Below are 24732 nucleotides of genomic sequence, written 5' to 3'. Positions count from 1 at the left end.
AGTTTCCGCCGCCGACGTACGACTCGCTGGAGGAGACTGTGCTGAACCGCCGGGCTTTGCTGACCTCGATGGCCGCCGCGGCCGCGCTCCCGCTGACCGGCGCACCCGCGCTCGCGGCGCCGGTCTGGCAACAGCGATGGAGCCCGCTCCCGAGCAAAGACGGCCTGAACGCCTTCGAGGGCGTCGAGGACGACCGCGCGGGCTCGCACCCCGGCGTCAAGCACATCTACCCGGTGCGCGACACGTTCCGGTTCGACATGCACAAGCGCGATCGCGACACGGCCACGGACCGCCAGCGCAACGAGGTGCGCGGTATGCGCACGGCGGGCGAGGCGCTGTCGATGGGCAACGGCGAGACGTGGCGCATCGCGTATTCGATGTTCATCCCGGCGGCGCTCAAGGCGACGAGCAGTTTCACGCACATCATGCAGACCAAGATGCCGGGGCTCGGCTCGGCGCCGATCACCACGATGTCCTTGCGCCGCAGCGGAACCCTCGCCGAGATCGAGTTCAGGGTGTCCGAGGGCAACGTCCTCGTCGGGCACACGCCGCTCGCGCCGCTGCAGGACAAATGGATCGACACCGTGGTCGAGCTGGGCATCGGCGACGGCGCCGCGGGCTCCGTCGGGTGGACGATCCGCAGCGGCGGGCAGACCGTGCTTGATGAGCGAAAGTCCGGAGTGGACACTTGGCTGGGCGACCGGGTCCGCCCCAAGTGGGGCATCTACCGGTCGCTCAGCGACTCCGCGCAGATCCAGGACTGCTACCTGCTCCTGCGGGATCTCAAGGCCTGGCAGCGAATTTGACGAATACGTCCGGCGCGTCGTTGGTGTCGCACGGCGTCAGGTTCGAGGCGTAGGAGCCGAAGACGACCGTGCGGCCGTCGGCGCTGAGCGACGGGGCGAGCGAAAAGTTGTCGCCGCGCACGGTCGGGCTGGTCGTCTTGCCGGTGACCAGGTTCTTCACGAACACGTCGTCGACCTTGTTGGTGTCGTGGGGAACCAGGTTCGACGAGATCGAGCTGAACGCGATCGTGCGGCCGTCCGCGCTGATCACCGGCCCCAGCGGGGACGCCTCCGCGAGCGTGCCGTCGGAGGAGGTGTTGACGCGCGAGATCGCGCCGGTGGCGAGGTCCTTGACGAACACGTCCGGCGTGTCCTCGGTGTCGTTCGGCACCAAATTGTCGCCCCAGGCGACGAACGCGACCTTGCGGCCGTCGGCGGTGATCGACGGCATGAGCGTGTACGACTTGCCCTGTGTGCCGTCGGCCGCGGTGTTCGCCCTGATGATCGCGCCGGTGCGCCGGTCCTTGACGAACATGTCCACGCTGGCGTTGGTGTCACCCGGCACCAGGTTGGTCGCGGCCGACGGGAACACCACGTACCGCCCGTCGGCGCTCATCGCGATGCCGTGCGAGACCAGTTTGTCGCCCTGTGTCCCGTCGGCGGCCACGCTGATCCGCTCGATCGCTTGTGTGACAAGATCTTTCACGAACACGTCCGCGACGCCGTTCGTGTCGCCCGGCACGAGGTTCGAGGCGTCCGAGCGGAACGCGACGAACCGGCCGTCGGCGCTCAGCGCGGGTGACCCGTACGACGCGGCGTTGCCACCCTGGCTCACCGAGACCACGGTTCCCCGGCGTCTGTCCTTGACGAACACGTCGTCGACGCCGTTCGTGTCACCGGGCACGAGATTCGTCGCGCTGGAAAGGAAAGCGACGTACCGGCCATCGGCACTGAGCGCGGGCGGGTCGTAGGACGGGCCGTCGCCGTCGGTCAGCCGGTCGACCGAGCCGGTCCACAGGTCCTTGACGAAGACGTCGGACACGCCGTTGCGGTCGCCTCTGACCAAAGTGGACGCTTCCGACGGGAAGGCCACGTACCGGCCATCGGCACTGAGCACCGGTGTCCACGACGCGGCGTCGCCGTGGACACCCCACTGCGACCTGCTGACCAGGTCGATACCGAGACTCGCTGACGCGGGCGTCCCGGCGAGCGCGCACATGCCGACGACGCCGATGACGAGGATTTTCCTGCCGACCACGAAGAACTCCTTGAGCTGGTGCGGGGCGGCGGAGCCGTCAGCTTAGCGGTTGAAAGCGGATTTGCGCTGGAGCGCGCTCCAGGTCGTAGCGTCATCGCCATGACCACCGCACAGCACAAGATCGGCTCCGGCTTCGGCGACACCAGCACCGCGGCCGAGGTTCTCAACGGCATCGACCTGACCGGCAAGCTCGCGCTCGTCACCGGCGGCTACTCGGGCATCGGCCTCGAAACGACCAAGGCGCTGGTCACCGCCGGCGCGTTCGTCGTGGCGCCGGCCCGCCGCCGCGCGGTCGCCGAGGAGGCGCTGGCCGGTGTCGAAAACGTCGAGATCGACGAACTCGACCTCGGCGACCAGGACAGCGTCCGCGCCTTCGCGGACCGGTTCCTCGCCACCGGCAGGAAGATCGACCTGATCATCACCAGCGCCGGCGTGATGGCGAGCCCCGAGATGCGCGTCGGCCCCGGCTGGGAGGCCCAGTTCGGCATCAACCACCTCGGCCACTTCGCACTGGTCAACCGGCTCTGGCCGGCTGTCGCGGACGGCGCGCGGATCATCTCGGTGTCCTCGCGCGGCCACCACTTCTCCCCCATCCGCTGGGACGACATCGAGTTCGAGACCGGCTACGACAAGTGGCAGGCATATGGCCAGGCCAAGACGGCCAACATCCTGTTCGCCGTGCAGCTCGACAAGTTCGGCCGCGACCGCGGGATCCGCGCGTTCTCGCTGCACCCCGGCCGGATCCGCACCAACCTCATCCGGCACCTCGAGCTGCGGGAGATGGTCGAAGCCGGGTTCATGGACGCCGAAGGCAACATGGTCGGCGACGCCAAGACCCCGGAGCAGGGCGCGGCGACGCAGGTGTGGGCCGCCACCTCGCCGCTGCTCGACGGCATGGGCGGGCTCTATCTCCAGGACTGCGACGTGGCCGAGCCCGCGCCTGCCGACGGCTCCATCGCCGGCGTGACCGACTACGCGCTCGACCCCACCGACGCCGCGCGCCTGTGGGTGCTGTCGGCGGACCGCACCGGGGTGAACGCCTTCGCCTGAGTTACCTGAGGTATCCGCCGCCGGATCCCGTCCTCCTGAATACGTGGACGCACGGGATCTGCGGCTGGCGCTCGACGTGGTGCGCGAGCTGAACGAGGACATCACCGGTGAGCTCGACCAGGACGCGCTGGGCCGGTTCACCGCGCTCGTCGGCTGCGACATGGCGTCGTACGCGGTCACCGACCACGGGTCGTGCCTGGTCGTCGACGCGTCGACCGACCAGCCGGAGCACAACCTGCTCGGCACGCCGGGCTTCGCCGAGGCGTTGCGCGAGCATCCCGGGTTCGGCGCCTATCGCTCGGGCAAGCTGGCACTGGGCTCGTCGATCGCGTTGAGTGATCTCGGCGACCGGCGCGCGCTCGGCAGGCTCGCGCTCTTCGCGGAGTACTGGCGGCCGAGGGGCATCTCCGACCAGCTCGTCTGCGTGATCGGGCTCGACGGCCGCCGCGGCACCGTGCTCACGTTCAACCGGTCCCGTCGCGGCTTCTCGCGACGGGACCGTGACGTCGTCGAACTGCTCGCGCCCCACGTCCGCCAGCGCTTGACCATCGGCAAGCGGATGGCCGAACTGGCTCGGCTCGCCGAGCCGGTCGACCGCGCGCTGGACCGCTTGTCCGCGTTGACACCCAGGGAACGCGATGTCACCCGGCACGTGGCCGCGGGCGCGACCGACCGGGAGATCGCGCGGATGCTGCTGATCAGCCACCGGACCGTCCACAAGCACCTGGAGCAGATCTACCGCAAGCTCGGCCTGACGAACCGGACCGGCCTGCTGGCGCTGGTGACCCGCGGCTAGACGCGGTACCCGTGGTTGCCGAACGTCAGCCCGCTCCACTGGTGCGTGCCGGAGAAGGTGTCGCGCTCCCACGTGTGCGCGTAGAGCTGGTACGGCCGCAGGTCGTTCGACGCGTAGGCGATCTTGATCGGCAGGATGTGCGGGTGGGGGCCGTCGACCGCGCCGCTGACGGCGAGCGTGCGGCCGTCCTGGTGCACGTAGCTCGCCTGGAACGGCGCGACGGAGGTGATCCGGAGCCTGCCGCTCCAGCCGTCGCTGTTCATGTCCCACTGGCCGATCCAGTCTCCGGCCGACCAGCCCGAGGTGGGGCGGCCGGGCAGAGCGGAGCGGCTGAGCACCGTGCCGAACGGGATGCCGCTCCACCAGTTCACCCCGGACGCGAACGCCTTTTCCCAGCTGTAGAGGCAAACCCGGTGTTCGGTGCCCACCTTCGAGCCCGGCTGGACGCGGCCGGCGCCGTCCGCCACCCAGAAGTGCAGGATCTGGCCGTTCTGCTCGGTGTAGCCGTTGACGTCGTAGCGATTGCCGTCGCGGTAGTAGTTGCCCAGCTTGGTCGGCTGCCCGGCGCCGGACCGGAAGTCGGTGGTGCGCCGGATGACCAGCTCACCGCGCCAGCCGTCGTGGTCCATCTGCCAGCGCCCCAGCCAGGCCGCGTCCCACTGCGGCGCGGCGTTGACGTCCGCGACGTCCTGCACGAACCGGCCGCCGAGGATCGGCCAGTTCGGGTCGTTGTAGGGGACGGTGATGAACTTGTTCTCGCCCCACGAGTTCTTGACCAGGTACTCCCGCTTGATCCGGTCGAACCCGACGATCAGGATGCAGTGCCCAGGCACGTCGGCCACCAGCTCGTGGCCACCCGCGATCACCGCCTCGATCTCGGTGGGCGACGGGTTCCAGGGCACCGCACCGAAGCTGGTGACCCGGTACTTGGCGTTTTCCCGTGCGGCGGTGGGAATGTTGGCCGTCAGGAACTCGAACGCGTCGAGCTGCTCCTGGCTGGAGTTCCAGTCGAGGTTCCCGCACGCCGGGGTCGCCGTCTTCAGCTGGTCCATCCGCCAGCCGTCGAGATACGGCGCGTACGACTCGGCCGGGATCGCCGCACGGGCGATGTGGTCGATGATGTCCGAGCTGCCCTGGAAACCCCAGTACGAGCTGTTGTTCTCATGCGGGGTCGTCGAACTCGCGTAGTCGCCGTAAAGCTCGAACACCTTGTTCATGTGGTACGCGTACTGCTCGGAAAGGTCCAGCTCGACGCCGTACTTCCGCTTGTAGGCGGCCTCGACGGCGGCAACGCCCGCGAACGCGTAACAGGTCCCGCGCGAACCCTGGTTCTTGAACCCGGTCTGATACTGCGCGAGCGAAACGACATCGCCCGCGAGCTTGCGCTCCGGCGTGAACACCAGCCCATCGCGCGCCGCGTTCTCGCTGGCCAGCTTGACGGCCCGCCGGTGCGCGGCGAGATCGGGGTTCGCGAGCGCCACGGCGGGATCGAGCAGCCCGGTCAAGGCCGCACCCGCGAACACCGCGCCACCGGCACCCAGGCGCAGCGCACTCCGCCGGGTCAAAGACTTCTCGGTCACCGCTCGGTCCTCCCCTGTCGCGATCAACTCGCACCAGGCTGACGCGCACGCGCACCCAGGCGACAGGGGGACGGCCGGGCAAAACCCGGGAAATCCTTCCCGGGTCAGCCGCGTCGGCCGGAGCACTGTTCGACGCGCCCGATTTCCTGCGCGCGCCGGCTCCCCACATCACGGTCGAGACCGCCGCGTGACGCCGCTCCCGGTCCAGGGCTCGAACCTGGGCCAACGGATTCAAAGTCCGTCGTGCTGCCGATTACACCAACCGGGAATGGTGCGGTTCCGGGGAGTCGAACCCCGACTGGACCGGCCCTCAACCGGACGCCTCTGCCAATTGGGCTAGAACCGCGCGAAAAAAAGCCGCCTGACCGGTTTTCCGGCAGGCGGCTCGTGGCTTGACAAAGAAGTCATGTCATAGCAAGAGCCCAGCCTGCACCAGAAGCTGCTCCTGTTGTGCTCGCATGACCGCTCCTCGCTCGACGTTGTGCGCTCATCATCACCAGCCCGAACGGGGGCGTCAATTCCTTTTCCCGCGAAATGTACGAGGCGGATAGCAGTGCGCGAGAGGCGAGATGTTCGGCGGCTCCGCACTGACCGACGACATCGAGGTGCGCAAAGGCCGGACGGAAAAGGAATTGAACGAGGACGTACCGAGTTCCCATGTCCCGGCGCGCAACACGATATTCCCGTCCTTCGCAATCGCGTACGCGGAAGTCGTTGGCGCGCGGGACATCTTCACCGCCATCGGTGACCAGGGCACGGTGCTGGCGGCCCGCCTGCGGCGACGCTAACCCCGGGATAAAGCGGGCTTAACTCTCCGGGATAAAGCCCGCTTTACTCCGCGGGATAAAGCAGGCTTTATCCCGGGTCTTGCGCTCCTTTGGGCTCGCCCAGACCTGGGTCAGGGAGGCCCTGACCCAGGCCGCTGGGTGAGGGAGGCCCTCACCCAGCATCTCGGGTGAAGGAGTCCCTCACCCGCCTCACTTGAGTGAGGGAGGCCCTCACGGGGCCTAGCGTGGTGAGGGAGGCCCCCACCGCACATGTTGGGTGAGGGAGTCCCTCACCCGTGCCCGCTTTGTATGAAGGCTCCCCTCATACAGGTTTCGCTGTATGAAGGCTCCCTTCATGCGGCATAGGTGTATGAAGGCTCCCCTCATCCACCTCTAGCTGTATGAAGGCTCCCTTCATACAGGGTCGGCTGAATGAAGGGAGCCTTCATACAAACCCGCAGGCCCGGCGGCCAGGCGGGGTTTGCCCAGGTCAGGGCGAGCCCTAGGAGGCCAGGGCGCGCTTGGCCCGGTGACGGCGGACGGCGTCCCGGTTCGCGCAGGTGGGTGAGCAGTAGCGCTGCTGCCCGCCCCGGCTGAAGTCGGCGAAGGGGTTGCGGCATTCGGCGAGTTCGCAGCGGCTGAGGCGGTGCATGCCGCGGCCGGTCAGGTGCAACGCCGTCCCGACGCTGATCAGCGCGCGGAGGAGGCGGGCGACCGGGAGGCCGTAGTCGCGGTAGTGGATGTGCCAGCCGTCGCCCGCGTGGTCGGTCAGGCGCGGGTACGCCGACGACTCGGCGAGCAGGTCGTTGAGGAGCGCGGCCCGTGCCTGCGGGCTCGAGGCTTCGACGACCTTCAGCCAGCGGCCGAGGAAGACGTTCACCTCCGCGAGGTCGTCGGGGGTCGCCGCCTGTTCGAGTACGACGCCCGCGCCGACGCAGCGGGCGGTCAGTTCTTCGGCGGTCAGCGGCGGTGACGTTGTGAGACTCGTCGCAAGCCGGACCGGATCTTCTCCGTAAGGGTTCAGCCGCATAGGACCATTACAGCATTCTCAGAGCATGGCCGCTGCACATACATGGGTTACCACCTCGAGCCACTTGACCAGCGAAGGCTGGGTCGTCTACCAGCGTTGTCTCTGCGGGGAAACGCGCATCGTGGTGAACAAGGAGGCCGTGCACCGGTCTTCGTAGCCGGTCACGGCAGCAGGGCACCCCCAGTTCGGCCTTGCTGCCGCGACCGGCTCTCCCTCCGGCTCACTACGGGCGGGCCGGGTGTTCTCGCTGGCGCCCACTCAGCATGCCCCGTTCGGCTGCCCTTGTGGACGGGTTGCCCGTCGCCTCGGGCGACGGGAGCCGGGCGACGGGGCGACCGGACGGCGTAGCGGGCTCAGACTCGGTGGCATGCAGCCGCAGACGCACCCCGGTCCCGAGCCCTAGGAGCCGGGCTCCGTGATCGGTAACCTGGCGGACGAGGAGACGTCGCCATGGTCACGCGCGGCTAATGCCGAAGACCCCGGACGCGACGCTCCCAGCGAAAGTGATCCGGTCGAGGCACGGAGTGCGCATGACTGAACAGCCCGCCAGTTTCGGCGTTGAGCTGCGGCGTCGGCGGACGGACGCGGGGTTCTCCCTGGCGACCTTCGCCAAGCAAGTGCACTACAGCAAGGGCTATCTCGGCCGGATCGAGACCGGGGAGAAGCCGGCGACGCTGGACCTAGCCCGACGCTGCGACGCGGCATTGGAGGCGGGCGGCGCGCTCGTCGCGCTCGTACCCAAAGAGGCCGCCACCACCGGCGAGTCGTCCGATCCACCCGCGATGGCCACAACCGAGCCTGACAGCGAGGTGTGGGTGATGACCATGGAACCGGACGGGTCGAGCAGGCTGGTGCCGATGCGGCGTCGTGAGGCGCTGGCCGTCGGCGCGGCCTCGCTGCTCGGGTTGACGCTCGGGTCGCAGAGCAGTGCCGCCGCGGCGCAGCAGGACAGCACGATCGTCGCCTTCAAGGCGTTGTTCGAGCAGACGAGACAGCTCGGTCAGATCACCGGCCCGAGCGTGGTGCTGCCGACGGTGATCGCGCAGACGCACACCCTGCGCGGGCTGGCGACGGGCGCCGACAGCCGCTCGCGCGCGGAGCTGCTGCAGCTGGCCGCGCGCTACGCCGAGTACGCGGGCTGGATGACGCAGGAGGCGGGCGACGACCGGGGCGCGCTCTGGTGGACGCGCTCGGCCGTCGACATGGCCAACGCCGCGGGCGACACCGAATTGAGCACGTACGCGCTGATCAGGCAGGCACTGATCACGCTGTACCAGGATGACGCCGCGAGCACGATCGGGCTGGCCCAGCAGGCCGGTTCCGACCCGCGCACGCCCGCCCGCATCCGCGGCCTCGCCGCGCTGCGTGAGGCACAGGGCCACGCGCTCGCCTGCGACTACGACCAGACCCAGCGCTCGCTGGACCTGGCCCAGGAGCTGCTCGCCGACTCCGCGGACAAGAGCAAGGACGGTGTCGTCACCGGCTCGGCGTCGGTGACGAGCACCCGGCTGCAGGCGATGGTCGCGGGCTGGTGCCTGCACGACCTCGGCCGCCCGCAGCAGGCGGGCGACCTGCTCGACCAGCAGCTCAACGCCATCCCGGACTCCGCGCGCCGCACGCACGCCCGGTTCGGCGCGCGCCGGGCGCTGGCGTACGCGTCGGCGGGCGAGGTCGAGCACGCGTGCACGCTCGCGCACCGGGTGCTCGACAGCGCGGAGGTGGTCGACTCGGCGACCATCCGCGTCGACCTGCGCCGCCTCACCCGCACGCTGGCCAGGTGGCACAGCCACCAGCCGGTCCGTGATCTCTACCCCCGCCTCAACGCCGCGTTGCGGACGCCCATCGGCTGAGATCGGCAACTTGCTACCTTGGGGCATCGCTGGCAGGAGATGCTCAGGGGGAACGCGTGGGCGGTGTGTTCGTCAACTACCGCACGGGCGACGGCGATTTCGCGGCGACGCTGATCAACCGGGTGCTCACCGCCCGGTTCGGCGCCGACCAGGTGTTCCTGGCGAGCCGGTCCATCCGCCCCGGCGAGGACTTCACCAAGAAGATCATCGAGCGGCTGCACGACTGCGACGTGCTGCTGGCGGTGATCGGCGCGCGCTGGCACTCGGTCACCGATCGGCAGCGCAAACGTGAGCTGACCGCGCCGGACGACTGGGTGCACCGTGAGATCGCCGAGGCGTTCCAGCACGGCCTGCGGGTCATCCCCGTGTTCCTCGACCACGCGGTCGCGCTGACCGAGGCGGAACTGCCCGAAGACATCGCCGCGCTGGCGCGCTGCCAGTTCCTCCGGCTGAGCCACCGCAACGACGCCCGAGACCTGTCCAGGCTGGTCGACGAGCTGTCCGATCTGGTGCCCAGCCTGGTGCTGAGCCGGGTGTTCACCACGGCGCCGCCACCGCCGAGCCGCAACCTCGCGCCGAGCGCCTGGCTGCGCGCCGACTACCAGCTCGTGCCGTTCGCGGGCCGTGAAGGCGACCTGAAGATCCTGCGCGACTGGACCGATACGCCGAGGTCGGTGTCCGGGCACCTGGTCAGCGGGCCCGCCGGGCAGGGCAAGACGCGGCTGGGGCACCAGCTGTGCCAGGACCTGGCAGGCTACGGCTGGGTGACCGGGTTCCTGCACGAGAACGCCGCCGTCGCCGACATCGAGAACCTGAGCAAGATCGACAGCCCGCTGCTGGTCGTCGTCGACAACCCCGAGCCGCGCTCGGAGCAGGTGCAGGCGGTCGCGACGGCGTTCATGGAGCGCCCGTCGACGGCGCCGCCCGCCCGGTTGCTGCTGCTCAGCGGGGACGTCGGCGAGTGGCTGCGCAAGCTGCGCACCCACGCCGACGATCGGGTCCGCAGTGTCTTCGGCGCGCTCGACGTGCAGGTGCTGCCGCCGCCGTCGGGGCGGCGGTCGGAGTTCCACCGCGCGGCGGCCGCTTATGCCGGGTACCTCGGCGTTCCGGTCACCGACCTGCCGGTGCCCGGCGATCTGGAGCACCAGCGCTACGCGACGACCAGGGCGATCCACGCGGCCGCGCTGCTCGCGCTGCTCGACGAGAACCCCGGCGAGGATCTGCGGCCGGACGCGCGGCTCTACCGCGCGGCGCGCCCGGAGTGCCCGTACCGCGGCCTGCAGCCGTTCCAGGAGCAGGACGCCGAGGTGTTCTGGGGCCGTGACCAGCAGATCGCCGATCTGGCGAAGGTGATCGACCGGCACCGCATGGTGATGGTGTTCGGCCCGTCCGGCTGCGGGAAGTCGTCGCTGATCAGGGCGGGCATCCTGCCTGCGCTGCGCCGTGACGACGTCGCGCTGACCGTGTTCCGGCCGAGTCCCGACATCGCGCCGCTGGAGCAGCTGACCCAGGCGCTCGCCCCGATCGTCGGCGCCGACCGGCTCGGCGTGCGCGGTGATCTCGGGCTGCTGGCCGACGCCGTCGTCGAGACGGCGGGGCGGCTGGTGCTGTTCGTCGACCAGTTCGAGGAACTCGTCGCCGCCAAGCCCGAAGCGGCGAGGGAGATGCTCGAGCTCGTCGCCGGCCTGGTGCGCGCGGCGCCGCTGCGACCCGCCGGTCCGCCCGCGATCCGCGCGGTGTTCACCGGCCGCTCGGCTGATCTCGACGAGGTGCTCACCACCGACCTGGCGGCGATACTGCACACCGTCCCGCTCCCCCGGATGGGTCAGGAAGGCCTGCGCACGGCCATCACCGGGCCCGCCGACCTGCCGCTGGTCTCGTTCGAGCCCGGACTGGTCGACCGGATCATCACCGACGCGGCCGACTCGCCGGGCAAGCTGCCGCTGGTCGAGTTCGCGCTGACCAGGCTGTGGGAATCCCAGCAGGGCGGCACGCTCACCCACCGCGCCTACGACGAGCAGGGCGGCGTCACCGGCGCGCTGGCCGCGTACGCGCAGGAGGTCAGCACCGAGCTGCTGCTGCCGAGCGAGCAGAAACTCGCCGAGCAGCTGCTCGTCCAGCTGGCCAGGCCCAACGACGACGGTGGCTTCACGCTCACGCCCGCCCGGCTCGACCGGCTCGACGCCGAGTCGCGCGCGCTCGCCAGGACGCTTTCAAAGCACCGCCTGGTCGTGGTCCGGCACGATCCCGGTCAGCCGGAGATCGTCGCGCTCGCGCACGAGGCGCTCGTCCAGCAGTGGCCGCAGTTGCGCGAATGGCTCGCCGCCGCCCACGATTTCCGTGCGTGGCAAGAACAATTGCGCATCGCGCTCGGCCAGTGGCAGCTCGCGAGCCGCGACCCGAGCACGCTGCTGCGCGGCAATCCGCTGACCACCGCCGAGGACTGGCTCGCCAAGCAGCCGTCCGGGCTCACCGGCGAGGAACGCGACTTCATCGCCTCCAGCCGAAGCCATCAGCGCCGAGGCGTGCGGCGCTGGCGCCTGGTGACCGCGTTGATCGGCGTGCTCGCGCTGGTCGCGACGACTTCGGCGGCGCTGGCGTTCAGCCAGAACGGCGAACTCAGCGGCCAGCTGCGGGCGGCGGCCGCGGTCGCGCTGGCCCAGGAGTCGCAGCGGCGCGGCGACTCGAACCCGTTGATGGCACTGCAACTCGCGGAAGCGGCCTGGCGCCACGGCCCGAACCGGCCGGAGGCCTATTCGGCGCTGCTGCAGCAATATCTCAAGTATTCGTCGGTCGAGGAGATCCGCTCGGGGCTGTGGACCGGCGCGCTGGCCGACGTCGCCACCACCCCCGACGGCAAGACCGCGGTCACGGCCGAGGAAGACGGCAAGATCACCGCGTGGTCGGACCTGCTCGGCAAGTCGCCGCAACGCTGGTTCGTCGCGACCATGGCGGCGATGCAGTCGCTGGTGCTCAGCCCCGACGGCCGCTGGCTCGCCGTTTCGGACAGCCGGGGTGGCATCACGCTGTGGGACCTCGTCCAGCACCGCGGCCCGCTCCCGCTGCGCACGCCCGCGTCGAACACCCCCAACATCAGCGAGCCGAACAAGCTGCTGAGCGCGGTCTTTTCGGCCGACGGCAGCAAACTCGTCACCACGCAGCGGCGCAGTGGCGACCAGAAGACCGTCGACGTGTGGGACGTGCCGCAACGCCAGCCCGCGACGCCCGGTTTCGTCGCGGAGACCATCGTGGCGAGCAGCACCGCGCTCTATGTCGAGCCGGACGGCAAAAGCGCCTGGTTCGCCGAGCGGCTCACCGATCGCTCGACGCAGACCGTGCTGCGCGACCTGACGAGCGGGTCGGTGGTGCGCTCGTCGCCCGCCGATTTCGTAACTCCTGGCGGCGTTTTCACGCGGTGCCGAGACGGCCGTCTGTCCATTTTGGACCCAGCGACCGGAACGGCCAGGTTCACCAAGACGGTGCCCGCGTGCCCGGACGCGGGCGTCGGGCTGACGGACCTGACCGGGCGCTACGCGGTCTTCGAGGACGGCTCGGCCAAGGATTCGTTCGGGTTGCTCGGGTTGATCGACCTCGGCACCGGGCAGGCGTTCACGCTGCCCCGCCCCGCCATGCCGCGACCTCAGCGCGACAACGACCTGACCAAGTTCAACACCGAGCCCGTCTTCGTGCTGCCGTCACCGGCCGGGCCGTCGGTGTTCCAGCTGAGCACCGACGCGCTGCTGCGCTTCCGCGCCCCGGACCCGATCGACGACCTGAGCCGCTACGCCCCGTCGATGTCACCCGGCACCTCGGCGCTGAGCTGGAACGGGCGGCTGCTGGTCACGCTGACGAAGGACGAAGGGCTGCAGGCCTACGACCTCGCGAGCAAGACGAGGATCGCCTTCAAGACCAGCGACGTGCAGCTGGCCGCCAACCCGAGGCTGACGTTCAGCTTCGACGACGCTTGGCTGACCGCGATCACCGCGAACGGCGACGTGCTCGTGCTGTCGACCACGAGCTACGCGGCGGAGCGCACGCTCAAGGTCCCGCCGACGACGTCCGAAGACCCGGCGGCCCGCAACATCTCGGTGGTCCCCGCGTACAACGACGAGGCGTTCCTCCTGCACGGCGCCGAGATCACCCGCTGGCAGCTGAGCACCGGCGGCCTGCTCGACGAGACCTCCGAGATCCGCAAGGACCTGCCCCAGGCCCAGGACTTCGCGCGCGACGCGTCCGCGCGGCCCTGGTTCGACAACCGGACGCTGGTGCTCGTCGCGTCCATCGACGGCGTCGAACTCTGGGACACCAAGACCGGCACGCTGCGCCGCTCCTTCCAGCCACGGCCCGGCAGCGCCACCCCGGAGGTCGTGGTCGACACCGCGAAACCCAGGGTCGCGGTCCACTACAAGTCCGACGGCCAGCTCGAACTCTGGGTCCCCGAGCAGGAAGGCGCCCGCGGCAGGCCGCTGCCACTGCCCGGCGACCTGTCACTGGTCGCGTTCGCCCCCGACGGCAAGCTGATCTCCAGCTCGGCCGACGGCGGCGTGCAGCTCTGGGACCTGAATTCGGGCAGCGGCGTCGCGAACTTCCGCGTGCCGGGCGCCCCCGGCGTCTGGTGGCTGAACGGCACCTCGCTCATCGCGGCCACCCGCAACGGCCCGCTGTCGATCACCATGACCCCGGACCGGTGGATCGACCACCTGTGCCGCGTCAACCACCGCGACTACACCCCTGAAGAACGCGACCTCCTGCCCGCCGGCACGGAACCCGACGCCCCCTGCTCACCCGCGTCGTGAGTGTTTTGACCGGTTAGAACCGGCCGGAACACTCACGACCCTGGGATGGCGCCGGGTGACGTGAACGCCCCTTCCGCAACGTTCAACGTTGTGAACGTGGCGTTCACGTCGTCCAGACCATGACTCGCACCCGATTTAGTGTCCACAAAGGATATTCGGAGCGGATTTGGTTCCTTATGTCGCATTTGGTCGGCCTGCCGTGAGGTTGGGACGTGACGAACGGGGCTTATGTCACGCTAAGCGTTACATAAGTGGCTTTTGTGTGGATCAAGCCGGCGACGCTGCGGAGCGGGGCGGCGCATGACCCGAACGACCCTGGGATGGCGCCGGGCGCACGTGACAAGGGCGGCCCTTGTCACGCTCTGGGTTACAAGGGCCACCCTTGTAACCCAGAGCGTGGGCTGGTCACGAGCCTGGGGTGCAGACGACGCCTTGGCAGCCCTTGGGGTCGCCGGAGGTGGTGTTGCCGCCGCCGTCGACCACCGTGCGGCCGGGGGCGTTGATGCCGAACTGGGCGTTGTTCTTGGCGTGGTTGTTCTTGATCACGATGGTGACCAGGTCCTGCATGATCTCGCCGACGGAGAGGCCATCGGTCCCGTAGTAGTCCGGGTCCGGGCCGAATCCGTTGCCCACGAACTCATTGTCCGAGATCTCGACTGTCCCGGTGCCCATCGTCCAGCCGAAGTCGACCCGGATCCCCGAGCCCTTCGCGTTGAGGAACCGGTTGCCCGACACCTTCCCGCGGGCCGTGTCCGTGATCAGCAGGCCTTGGAGTTTCGCGTCCTTGAACACGTTTCCGGACACCGTGGACGGCAGGCCGAGGATCACCGTGGTGGAGCCGTCGAAGGTGTTGCCGGTGATGACGTTCTGGTCCGCGCCGGGGAAGGTGAGCTGCTCGACCTTGCTGTTGGTCAGTGTGCCGAGCTTGCAGCCGGTCGCGAAGTTGTTGACGAAAACCGTGGCCCTGGCGACGGTCACCGTCGAGGTCGGTTCCACACAGGCGAGCGTCATGATCTTCAGCAGGCCGCCCTGGAACGAACAGCTGCTTCCGTCATCGCAGAAGGACTGCGCGCCCTGCGCCAGTTTCCCGTTCAGATTGGAGCCGGTCACCGTGACCGTGGTGCCCTTGGCGAACCTGAACATGTTCATCGCGTCCAAAGTGGAGCTTCGGACTTGCAGATTCTTCGCATTCTCCGAGGAGAGCGCGAAGTGGTTCTGATTGTCTTGCTGCAGGCCGGAAGCGCTGACCCGGTCGATGGTCACGTTGGCGGCGTCCGTGATCACGATGCCGTCCGTGAACTGCTGGACCGCGCCGTTGCGGATGGTCACCCCGGACAGCCCCTTGCCCGACACCACGATGCCCCTGCGCACGGCCGAGGTGTTGTCGGTGGACAGGGTGTGGCCTGCGAGGTCGAGCGTGACGTTGCTCGCCGCGATCGTCAGGCCGACGGGTCCGGTGCAGAGCAAGTCCTTGGTGAGCACCGAATTCTTGGTGAGCGTGTCGCCGCAGGCGACCTCGTGCGGTGCGGGCTGCACAGTGAACCGGCGGGTCTGCTCGACGTGGGTCGAGCCGCCGGTGATCGTGAGTTTCGCCGTGTACGTGCCCTCGGCGACGAACACGTGGGAGAACTCCGGGGTGGTGGCGGTCGCGACTTCGCCGTCGGGGCCGGTGACCGACCAGGTTGTGCCCGTGTAGCGGCCGCCTGCCAGCTCGGCGCTGAACTTCGTCGTCTGGCCCGCGACCGGTGATTCGGGGGTGACGTTGAGTTTGACGATGCGGGGCGGCGCGTCCGGGGAGTCGATGACGACCTGGGCGGCCGCGCGGGCGGATTGGCCGGAGCCGAGCTGCGCGGAGACGCTGACCGGGAAGGTGCCGGGTGTGCCCCAGCGGTGGCGGACGGTGGTGCCGGTCGCGACCGTTCCGTCGCCGAAGGTCCACTGGCCGCCGCTGACGCCCGACGCGCCGGCGCCGACGGCGGTGAGCTGGAACTCGTCGCCGACCAGGCCGTGGTCGCCGGGGCTGACGTCGATGGACAGCTGGGCCGGGTCGCCGGGGTTGGGCTGGCCGCCGATGGGCGGGACCGGGCCGTTGCCGGGGTCGCCGCCCGTGCCGGGCACCGGGGTGACGCCCTCTTCGGGCTTGGCCGGGTTGTACTTCGAGATCGGGCGGACGCCGCCCTCGCCGCTGAGGATGCCCGCCTGATCGCTGAGCGGGTCGTTGTAGAAGACCATGCCGTCGCGGCTGAGCAGCTCGAAGCGGACCGGGCGGTCGAAGAGCTGACGCTCGGCGAGCAGGCGGCGCTGCGCGAGGTCGACGATGAACGCCTTGCCGGTCGCGTAGTCCGGGACCACCACGCGGTTGCCGATCTCGACCGCGCGGCCGAGGTCGCCGGGGCCTGCCAGCGGGATGGGCGCGCAGGCGCCCGCGTCGAACCCGCAGACCAGCAGCTGGCCACGGGCACCGTCCGAGATCACCAGCCTGGCTTCGCCGGACGAGCCGCTCACCGCGATCTGCTCGCCGGGCGCCACGTCGACCGGGATCGACTTGGCGACCTTGCCGTCGGTGTCGAGCAGCTCGGCCGTGCGGCGCGCGGTGTCGACGATCGCGGGGCGGCCGCCGGTCAGCGCGAGGTGCGAGCTGCCCGGCGTGTGGGCCTGGGCGCGGGAGTGGCGGGACGCCCCGTCGTGCCAGACGAGGTCGCCGGTCTGCTCGTCGAGCACCCAGAGCCGGTTGTCGGCGTCCATCGCGGGCTCGTCGGGGGCGGCACGCACGTTCAGCTGGACGCCGCCCTGCGGCTGCAACGTCTTCGCGTCGGCCTTCGTGAACACACCGCTCTGCGTGTCGAGTGCGTAGACGGCGTCCGCGGTGGGGAACACGGAGAGCGTGGCGCCCGCTCCGGCGGTCATCGGGATCGGCTGCGAGCGCTCGCGCGTCGCGCCGTCGACCCGGACCAGCGAGTCGCGGGTGCGGTTGAGCACGTAGCCGGTCAGCCCGTCCTGCACGGCGGTGAGGACGTTGCCCGGCTGGTCGACCTGGACTTGCGCGGCGACCTCGGCCGAGGTGCCGTCCAGCAGGGTCAGCTGCCCGGCGGCGCCTGAGGCCACCCACGCGGCACCGGAGTGCAGGCGGACCTGGGGAGCGATGTTGCGGGTGTCGGCCTGAACGACCAGGCCGGCCAGCAGTGTGACGGCGCCCACGATCCCGGCGGCCGTTCTCAGCCTGCGTGGCAGCACCTTACGCAGCGAAAACCTCACGTGATCACCTGATTCCCCATCATTTCAGCGAGCCCCGTCGCTGTCTGTTCCCCCGTAGGAGCGGCCGGGGATCTAGCCTCGCCCGCATCCATAGTAAGGACTGACTCCGCGGATACAGCTGGGTTCGCAACTGTGATTCCAGTTGCCATGCCTCGGCGACGGCGGCGTCGTCCGGCTCGCGCGGCGCGTAGACGGCGGCCGTGGCCAGCGGCGCCAGCCCGACCACCGCGTTCGACGCCACGCCGAGCACGGACACCGCGCGGTCGGCGGTCTCCTTGGCGGTCAGCGACGCCGACACCGGCACCCCGCGCTCGACCAGCCGGTCGATGGCCTCGTGCCAGGCGCCGAGCACCTTGCCCGCGTTGGTCGGCGCGTTCCGGCGACGCCAGCGCCGCCGCGCCTTCTCGGCGACGACCAGCACCAGCGCGAGCACGACCAGCGCCACCAGGCCCGCGGCGGCGAGCCCGGCACCGCGCGCGACCGCGTTGCCGGTGCCGGTCGGCGGCGCGGCGAGATCCGGCGACGGCGCGACGGGCGCGGGCTTGCCCTGCGGCGGGTTCGGCGGCTGCTGGCCGGTCACCGGCAGCTCCGGGCGCTGCCGTCCGCCGCCGACGCCGCCCGCGAGGTCCGTCGGTTCGAACGGGACCCAGCCGTAGCCGTCGAAATGCACCTCGGCCCAGGCGTGCACGTCGTGGCTGGTCACCGTGTACCCGGCCGCCGACGGCCCGTCGAGGCGGTACCCGGCGGCGACCCTGGCCGGGAAGCCCGCGGCGCGGGCGAGCACGGCGAACGCGGACGCGCGCTGCTCGGCGAAACCGCCGCTGGACGGGCCGCCGGTGAGCAGCTTGAGCAGCGCGCCGTACGAGTGGCCAGGCTGGGTGTCGACGTCGTAGGGCAGGTCGCGCAGGTAGTTCTCGATCTCGGCGAGCTTCCCGTACGAGGTCGGCTGCGTCGCCGTGAGCTGATTGGCGAGCGCCGGGAACAGTGGTGGCAGGTCGCCGGGCAGCGCAAGGTAGCGCTGGTACTCGGGGCCGCGGCCCGGCGTCGCGGTCACCAGGCCGCTGTCGCGCACCGGGAGCTTGCCGGTGACGTCGTAGGAGAGCCCACGCAGCGGCATCGCCGTCGCCAGCACGCCGGAGACGGTCGAAAAACCGACCGGGTTCTGGGCGTCCTGCGCCAGGCCGAGCCTGGTCGGCCAGCCGGGCTCCGGCAGGAACGGGCCCGGCAGCGAGTCGACCGTGATGTGGGCGCTGACCTCGTCCGATTTCGTCTGCGCCGGATCGGCCGCGAGCTGCTTGCCCGCGACCAGGAAGCGGTCGGTGGACGTCCACAGCACGCCGTCGAAGGCGTCGAGCGCGGCGACCCTGATCCGGTCGAGGCGGGGACCGCTCGTCTGGCGCACGGTGAACAGCTTGCGCGCGGGTTCTTCGCGGAGCTGGCCCTTGAGCTTGGCCAGCGGGGTGATGGAGTCGGCGATCCGGACCGGCGCCGGGCGCAGGTCACGCGGGTCGAACCGGTTCGCGCCGGTGGCCAGTGGCGACGACTGTCCACTGAGGACGGCCAGGCCCGCGATCACCGCGATGGCGGGCAGCCCGAAGGCGAGCCTGCTCGTCATGGCCTGCTTGTGGCCCGAAGTGGCGACGCCGGTCCAGTCCGCGCGCAGCAGCGTCAGCAGCAACACGGACGCGAGCAGCAACACCGTGGGCAGCAGCTGGAAACCCGGCTGCTTACCGGCGAGGACGAGCGCGGCGCCGAACGCGATGACCGGCGGCGCGCTCGGCGCGAGCACCACGCGGGTGCGCAGCGCGAGCGAGGTCGCGAGGAACGCGGCGAGCCAGGTGAGCAGCACCGGCGTGCCCAGCAGCTCGCCGCGGACGTCGGCCGGTGGCGCGACGGTGAGCAGCCTGGCCCAGCCGCCGAACACGCCCTGCAGCACGGCGGCCGGGGTGCCGCGGGTCGGGAGTCCACTGTGGAGCGAGCTGCCGAACACGCCGTAGACGGCCAGCAGCACGAAGCTGCCCGCCGCGGCCACCACGGTCCAGCCCGCGCGCCAGTGCAGGAGCGCCGCCGTCGCGGCGACCACCACGCCGACCACGGTCGCCGCGCCGATCGGGGCCAGGTAACCGGCCGTGGCGAACAGCCTGCCGTAGACCAGGCCGCCGGCGAGGGTCGCGGCGGCGCACAGGAACGCCTCGATCAGCCGCCGGTTCATAGCGGGATCAACTGGTTCCACTTGGCCGCGAAGTCGGCGCTGGTGCGCGCGTCGATCGCGAGCACGCCGTGCGCGGCGGCCAGCTCACCCGGCTGCCCGAGCTGGATGAGGGTGACGGTCAGGAACCAGCGGCGCAGCGAGGTGAACACGTCCAGGTGCGCGGCGTCGGCGCGGCCGGTGACCACACTGAGCGCGACGCCCTCTTCCGCGCTGACCAGGTCGGTCACCAGCTCGTTGAGGGTGAGCAGGCCGCGGTCGCCGTCGACCCGCTCGACGTCGGCGAGCCGGTCGAGCGCGCCGGTCACGCCGTCGTCGAGGCCCTCGGTGATCGGGTGCCCGGTGGTGCGCAGGTCGAGCGCGTAGCCCGCCTCGCCTGCCGCCTCGCACAGCGACGCCGCGACGCGGACCGCGTCCTCGAACGACTCGTCGGTGTACGGCGCCGCGCTGGTGTCGAGCACGACCAGGTGCCGTGGCTCGTCGGGGATCACGTTGCGCCGCACCATGAGCGTGCCGGTGCGGGCCGACGACGCCCAGTGGATCGCGCGCCAGTCGTCGTCGGGCTGGTAGTCGCGCAGGCTGTGGAACGAAACGCCGCCCTGGGGCGAGTTGCTCGACGTCGGGCCTTCGACGTCACGCGGGCCGCCGAGCGGGAGCGGGGCGATGACGTGCGAGCGCGGATGCACGACGAGCGCGGTCGCCGGACCACGGCCCCGGCCCAGATGCAGCAGCCGCAACGGATCCGCGTGCCCGATGCGCAGCGGCGGGATCTCGTGGCGGCCACGGCGCTCGGTCGGCACCGGATACCTGGTCTCGAACGACGCACCGGCCGCCAGGCTCGGCAGCGGCACCGAAACCCGGGTGCCCGCGACGTTTTCCGTCACCAGCAAGGGAAGACCGCGGCGATGGGCGACGTTGGTCACCTTCAGCACGGCGAACGCCGGGTCGCCCTCACGCACCCGCGCGGGGCTGAGCCGGCGCACGGCGTCCAGCCGCGGCCTGGCCAGCATCCACAGCGCGGCCAGCAGCAGCGCCGCGAAGCAGGCCGCGCCGAGCACGACCAGCTCCGGATAGTCGCCTGCCGCGCCCGCGGCGGTCAGCACCACGGCCGCGCCGGCGACCGCGCCCCCAGTCTTCGTGATCACCCGGCGTCACCGAGGTTCCGGGGCACGGGGAACCGGCGTGCCGTCGAGGATCTCCTCCACGATGGATTTCGCGGTGCGCTTGGCGATCCGCGCCTCGGAGGTCAGCAGCAGCCGGTGGCCCAGCACCGGCACGGCGACGGCCTTGACGTCGTCGTCGGTGACGAACTCGCGGCCCATCGACGCGGCGTAGGACTGCGCGGCCGTGGCCAGCGCGATGCTGCCGCGCGGGCTGGCGCCGAGCTGGATGTCCGGGTGCTCGCGGGTGGCGCGGGTGATCAGCGCGATGTAGTCCTGCAGCTGCGCCGACACGTGCAGCAGCCGCACGGTCTTGATCATCGTGCGCAGGTCGTCGAGGTCGAGCACCGGGTCCAGCTGCTCCGGACGCCGCCTGGCGATGCCGTCGGCGATGATGCTGACCTCCTCGGCCACCTCGTCCGGGTAGCCGATGGCGATGCGCATGAGGAAGCGGTCGAGCTGGGCCTCGGGCAGCACGTAGGTGCCCTGGTGCTCGACCGGGTTCTGGGTCGCGATGCAGAGGAACGGCTCCGGCACCGGGCGCGGCTCGCCGTCGACGGTGACCTGGTGCTCGGCCATCACCTCGAGCAGCGCCGACTGCGTCTTCGGCGAGGCGCGGTTGATCTCGTCACCGAGCAGGATGTTCGCGAAGACCGGGCCCTGCCGGAACTCGAAACCGCCCCTGGCCTGGTCGTAGATCTGCACGCCGGTCACGTCGGCCGGTAGCAGGTCGGGGGTGAACTGCACGCGCTTCACCGTCGCGCCGGCGATGGACCGCGCGATCGCCTTCGCCAGCGAGGTCTTCGCGACCCCCGGCACGTCTTCGATCAGCAAGTGACCCTCGGCGAAAAGACAGACGAGGGCGAGCCGGACCACGTCCGACTTGCCGCGGATGAAGGTTTCGACGTTCGCGGCCAGCGCGTGGAAGTGCTTGGAGAACATGGCCGTGTCGGGCGCTGAGTCGGGCAAGTGCGTCCCTCCAGAACTCCGCCGCCGCTGCGTCTTGCAGACCGGCCGGCGCCAAGGATTCTGGATCGTAGCCTCTCACTCACTGCGACAGCGGTGGGTGAGGTGGGCGGCATGATCCCCAGTTTCACCCGGGTGGGCCGCCGCTCACCAGGCGTCGCCCGTCTCCCCCGGCCACGGGCGACGGGAGACCCGGGCCGAGGCGGAATGAAACCCCGTTTCGCGGATATCCTCCCCGCGGAAATCCACATTACCCCGAGGCGGGCCGGGGATCTGGGGTCCGCCGGCCCGCCATAGGGTTTTGCGTTCGTATAGGGCCTCCAGAGAAAAGGACTTACATCCCCAGGCGGCAAGCTGGGGGCTTGCCGCTCCCCCTTTTGTAGCCGCCGGCCGTTGTCCGGTGTCACTCGGTGGACAGCGGACATCAACTTCCGGACAATCGGGCGGCGGGGGAAGGGGAACGCGTGCCGAGAACGGAACAACCGCTGGTGCCGGACGGCACCAAACTCACCGAATTCGCCGCTGAGCTGCGGAAACTACGTGAGCAGGCGGGCCGCCCGCCGTATCGGGAGCTGGCCAGGCTGGCGCACTACTCGTCGACGACGTTGTCCGACGCGGCCGCGGGCCGCAAACTGCCGAGCCTCGACGTGACGCTCGCGTTCGTGCGCGCCTGCGACGGGGACGAGACGGAATGGACCGAACGGTGGAATGCGGTCACCGCGGAGATGAACGCCCGTTCCGAACCCGAACGGATCGAAACCGGGCTACCGCCTTATGCCGGTTTGGCACCATTCGGGCCCGCTGATTCCGGCCGGTTCTTCGGCCGCGAACGCGTCATCGAGCAGGTGCTGTCCCGGCTCGCGGAAAAACGTTTCATCGGCGTTTTCGGCGCGTCCGGCGCCGGCAAGTCGTCCGTGCTGCGCGCCGGTGTGGTCCCGAGGCTCACGCGTGGCCCGGTGCTCGTGGTGACGCCGGGCTCGCTCCCGGCAGGCGGGCTGACCGAGCTCGTCGACCAGGAACGGCCCGAGGTGGTCGTGGTCGACCAGTTCGAGGAGATCTTCACCGTCCGTCAGGACGAACGTGAGTTCATCGCCGAGCTGATCGGCCTCTCGCGGGACCGCTGCCGGGTCGTCGCCGGGGTGCGTGCCGACTTCTTCGCGCACTGCAGCGCGCACGCCGACCTGGTCGAGGCGTGGCGCGACGCCCAGGTCACCGTCGGCCCGATGACCGCGGCCGAGCTGCGCGCGGCCATCACGCGCCCGGCGATCGACGCGGGCTGCGTGGTCGAGGGCTCGCTGGTCACCCATCTGGTGATGAACGCGCACGGCCGCGCGGGCGTGCTGCCGCTGCTCTCGCACGTGTTGCTGGAGACCTGGCGCCGCCGTCACGGCAAGACGCTGACGCTGGCCGCCTTCCACTCGGCGGGCGGCATCGACGGCGCGCTCGCCAAGACGGCCGAGTCGTTGTTCACCACCTTCGACTCCGGCCAGCGCGAGGCCACGAAACAGCTGTTCCGCAGGCTGATCGCGCCTGGTGAGGGCACCGAGGACACCAAACGCCGCGTGCCGCGGCACGAGCTGCCGCCGGGTATGGACGTGCTCGGGCCGCTCGCCGAAGCCAGGCTGGTCACCGTCGACGGCGACGGCGTCGAGATCACCCACGAGGCCCTCATCCGGGCCTGGCCCCGGCTGCGTGACTGGCTCGCCGAGGACCGCGACGGCCTGCGCCTGCACCGCAGGCTCAGCCTCGCGGCCGCCGACTGGGAGTCGCTCGACCGCGACCCCGGCGCCCTCTACCGCGGCGCGGGCCTCGAACTGGCCCGCGGTCTCCCGGTGGACAGCCTCGCGCCCCGTGAGCGCGAGTTCCTCGACGCCAGCCTGGCCGCGGAGGCGGCCGAGCGCGCGTCGGCGGAACGCGGCGCCCGCCGTCGCCGCCAGCTCATCGCGGTGCTGACCGTCCTTTTGGTACTGACGGCGGGCACGACCTTCTACGCCGTGCGCGCGGAAAAGGAGATCAGCGGCCAGCGCAACGTCGCGCTCGCGGAGAAGGTCGCCGCCAACGCCGTCGCGCTGCGCCTGTCGAACCGCCCGCTGGCCGCCCAGCTCAGCGTCGCGGCGTACCGGCTGTCACCGACCCGCGAGACCCGCGACGGCCTGCTCGCCACCATGGCCGTGCCGCTGGAGGACCACACCCAGGTCGTCAGCTCGGTCGCGTTCAGCCCGGACGGCAGGCTGCTCGCGACGGGCGGGTTCGACCACAAGGCCGTGCTGTGGGACATCTCCGACAGCGAGCATCCGCGCAAGCTCTCCGACCTCACCGGGCACACCGACCTCGTCACGACGGTCGCCTTCAGCCCGGACGGACGCTCGCTGGCGACCGCGGGCAGGGACAACACGGTCCGGCTGTGGACCGTGGCCGACCCGCGCAACCCGTCGCTTGTGAACGTCTACAAAGGACATACCGACACCGTCTACCTGGTGCGGTTCAGCCCGGACGGCCGCTTCCTCGCGACCGGCAGCTACGACCGCACGGCCCGGCTGTGGGACGTCGCGGATCCGGCTCGCTCGGTGGCGCTGACCGGGCACTCACTGAGCGTCAAGCCCGTCGCGTTCAGCCCGGACGGCCACGTGCTGGCGACCGGCAGCGACGACCGCACGGTCCGGCTGTGGGACGTGCGCGACCCGATGCGCCCCGTCCAGCTGACCGTCCTCAAAGGACACACGGATCTGGTGGCGTCCCTGGTGTTCAGCCCCGACGGCCGCACGCTGGCCACCGGCGCGAACGACCACACGGCGCGGCTGTGGGACGTGCGCGACCCACGGGCGCCGGTGGAACTGGCCACGCTGAACGGGCACGCGGACATCGTGTCCTCGGTGGCGTTCAGCAAGGACGGACGGTCGCTGTCGACCGCCAGTTTCGACCACACCGCGCGGATCTGGGACGTGAGCGACCTTCGCCACCCGGTCGAGCGGACAACGCTCACCGGGCACGCGGGCGCGGTCAACTCGACGGCGTTCAGCCCCGACGGCCGCCTGGTGGCCACCGCCAGCGACGACCACACCGCCCAGCTCTGGGACACCGACCTCGCCCGCGTCGAGGCGGAAGCCTGCGCGACGCCCGGAATCAGCCGCGCGGACTGGGAGCACCACCTGCCCGGCCTCACCTATGACCCACCCTGCGCCTAGAACCCGGGATAAAGCGGGCTTTACTCCCCGATGTTTAGCGGGCTT

The 24732-nt window shown here is 70.5% G+C and carries 14 protein-coding genes and 2 tRNA genes; 7 read left to right on the top strand and 9 right to left on the bottom strand.

Annotation, left to right across the window (positions count from 1 at the left end; translation table 11 throughout):
• Nucleotides 1-38 precede the first annotated feature (38 nt).
• Nucleotides 39-806: a Tat pathway signal sequence domain protein gene (locus AB5J62_RS06190; RefSeq protein ID WP_370947141.1), complete on the top strand. Its 768-nt coding sequence runs from the start codon at nucleotides 39-41 to the stop codon at nucleotides 804-806.
• Here the strand turns inward: AB5J62_RS06190 and AB5J62_RS06185 are convergent.
• On the bottom strand, nucleotides 784-2043 hold the full coding sequence (locus tag AB5J62_RS06185; protein WP_370947140.1) for a TolB family protein: 1260 nt from the start codon (nucleotides 2041-2043) through the stop codon (nucleotides 784-786). The two genes, AB5J62_RS06190 and AB5J62_RS06185, sit on opposite strands and share 23 nt — an antisense overlap.
• Before the next feature lie 99 nt (nucleotides 2044-2142).
• On the opposite strand from AB5J62_RS06185, the gene AB5J62_RS06180 reads away from it, so the two are divergent.
• Both AB5J62_RS06180 and AB5J62_RS06175 read left to right on the top strand, forming a co-directional pair.
• Complete coding sequence (locus tag AB5J62_RS06180) at nucleotides 2143-3093, top strand: SDR family NAD(P)-dependent oxidoreductase (RefSeq protein ID WP_370947139.1); 951 nt, start codon at nucleotides 2143-2145, stop codon at nucleotides 3091-3093.
• Between the two features lie 43 nt (nucleotides 3094-3136).
• Nucleotides 3137-3889 (top strand): response regulator transcription factor, encoded by a 753-nt coding sequence (locus AB5J62_RS06175; RefSeq protein WP_370947138.1) that lies wholly within the window; start codon nucleotides 3137-3139, stop codon nucleotides 3887-3889.
• Here the strand turns inward: AB5J62_RS06175 and AB5J62_RS06170 are convergent.
• The 3 genes from AB5J62_RS06170 to AB5J62_RS06160 form a co-directional block, all read right to left on the bottom strand.
• Nucleotides 3886-5469 (bottom strand): C1 family peptidase, encoded by a 1584-nt coding sequence (locus AB5J62_RS06170; RefSeq protein WP_370947137.1) that lies wholly within the window; start codon nucleotides 5467-5469, stop codon nucleotides 3886-3888. The two genes, AB5J62_RS06175 and AB5J62_RS06170, sit on opposite strands and share 4 nt — an antisense overlap.
• A 196-nt stretch (nucleotides 5470-5665) precedes the next feature.
• Nucleotides 5666-5737: transfer RNA gene (locus AB5J62_RS06165), tRNA-Gln, on the bottom strand.
• A 1-nt stretch (nucleotide 5738) separates the two neighbouring features.
• Nucleotides 5739-5815 (bottom strand) — tRNA-Leu (locus AB5J62_RS06160).
• 223 nt (nucleotides 5816-6038) lie between these two features.
• Here AB5J62_RS06160 and AB5J62_RS06155 point away from each other — a divergent pair.
• Nucleotides 6039-6257, top strand: a complete 219-nt coding sequence (locus tag AB5J62_RS06155; RefSeq protein WP_370947136.1) for a 7-cyano-7-deazaguanine synthase — start codon at nucleotides 6039-6041, stop codon at nucleotides 6255-6257.
• 481 nt (nucleotides 6258-6738) lie between these two features.
• On the opposite strand, the gene AB5J62_RS06150 is transcribed toward AB5J62_RS06155, so the two are convergent.
• Nucleotides 6739-7266: a CGNR zinc finger domain-containing protein gene (locus tag AB5J62_RS06150; protein WP_370947135.1), complete on the bottom strand. Its 528-nt coding sequence runs from the start codon at nucleotides 7264-7266 to the stop codon at nucleotides 6739-6741.
• Between the two features lie 530 nt (nucleotides 7267-7796).
• Here AB5J62_RS06150 and AB5J62_RS06145 point away from each other — a divergent pair.
• Together AB5J62_RS06145 and AB5J62_RS06140 are read left to right on the top strand one after the other, a co-directional pair.
• On the top strand, nucleotides 7797-9116 hold the full coding sequence (locus AB5J62_RS06145; protein ID WP_370947134.1) for a helix-turn-helix domain-containing protein: 1320 nt from the start codon (nucleotides 7797-7799) through the stop codon (nucleotides 9114-9116).
• Nucleotides 9117-9172: 56 nt separating this feature from the next.
• On the top strand, nucleotides 9173-13912 hold the full coding sequence (locus AB5J62_RS06140; RefSeq protein WP_370947133.1) for a TIR domain-containing protein: 4740 nt from the start codon (nucleotides 9173-9175) through the stop codon (nucleotides 13910-13912).
• Between the two features lie 405 nt (nucleotides 13913-14317).
• On the opposite strand, the gene AB5J62_RS06135 is transcribed toward AB5J62_RS06140, so the two are convergent.
• Genes AB5J62_RS06135 through AB5J62_RS06120 form a run of 4 tightly spaced genes read right to left on the bottom strand, consistent with a single transcriptional unit; the run spans nucleotide 14318 to nucleotide 21505 of the window.
• Complete coding sequence (locus AB5J62_RS06135; protein WP_370947132.1) at nucleotides 14318-17167, bottom strand: PKD domain-containing protein; 2850 nt, start codon at nucleotides 17165-17167, stop codon at nucleotides 14318-14320.
• A 19-nt stretch (nucleotides 17168-17186) separates the two neighbouring features.
• A complete protein-coding gene (locus AB5J62_RS06130; protein ID WP_370947131.1) occupies nucleotides 17187-19379 on the bottom strand; it encodes a DUF3488 and DUF4129 domain-containing transglutaminase family protein in 2193 nt (730 codons plus the stop codon).
• A complete protein-coding gene (locus AB5J62_RS06125) occupies nucleotides 19376-20521 on the bottom strand; it encodes a DUF58 domain-containing protein (protein WP_370947130.1) in 1146 nt (381 codons plus the stop codon). Before AB5J62_RS06125 ends, AB5J62_RS06130 begins: the two co-directional genes overlap by 4 nt.
• Before the next feature lie 6 nt (nucleotides 20522-20527).
• Nucleotides 20528-21505: an AAA family ATPase gene (locus AB5J62_RS06120; RefSeq protein WP_370947129.1), complete on the bottom strand. Its 978-nt coding sequence runs from the start codon at nucleotides 21503-21505 to the stop codon at nucleotides 20528-20530.
• Nucleotides 21506-21966: 461 nt separating this feature from the next.
• Here AB5J62_RS06120 and AB5J62_RS06115 point away from each other — a divergent pair, with 461 nt between their 5' ends.
• Entirely contained in the window at nucleotides 21967-24687 is a 2721-nt protein-coding gene (locus AB5J62_RS06115; RefSeq protein WP_370947128.1) for a helix-turn-helix domain-containing protein, read from the top strand.
• Nucleotides 24688-24732: the final 45 nt, after the last annotated feature.

This window comes from Amycolatopsis sp. cg5 (genome assembly GCF_041346955.1).
In the GTDB taxonomy this organism is placed as follows: domain Bacteria; phylum Actinomycetota; class Actinomycetes; order Mycobacteriales; family Pseudonocardiaceae; genus Amycolatopsis.
The sequence above is the reverse complement of the archived record's forward strand: the minus strand, read 5'-3'. Positions and strand labels throughout refer to the sequence as shown.

Coding starts and splice junctions, on each gene's coding strand:
- AB5J62_RS06180 (WP_370947139.1), top strand. CDS start 2,143: ATGACCACCGCACAGCACAAGATCGGCTCCGGCTTCGGCGACACCAGC.
- AB5J62_RS06155 (WP_370947136.1), top strand. CDS start 6,039: ATGTTCGGCGGCTCCGCACTGACCGACGACATCGAGGTGCGCAAAGGC.
- AB5J62_RS06150 (WP_370947135.1), bottom strand. CDS start 7,266: ATGCGGCTGAACCCTTACGGAGAAGATCCGGTCCGGCTTGCGACGAGT.
- AB5J62_RS06145 (WP_370947134.1), top strand. CDS start 7,797: ATGACTGAACAGCCCGCCAGTTTCGGCGTTGAGCTGCGGCGTCGGCGG.
- AB5J62_RS06130 (WP_370947131.1), bottom strand. CDS start 19,379: ATGAACCGGCGGCTGATCGAGGCGTTCCTGTGCGCCGCCGCGACCCTC.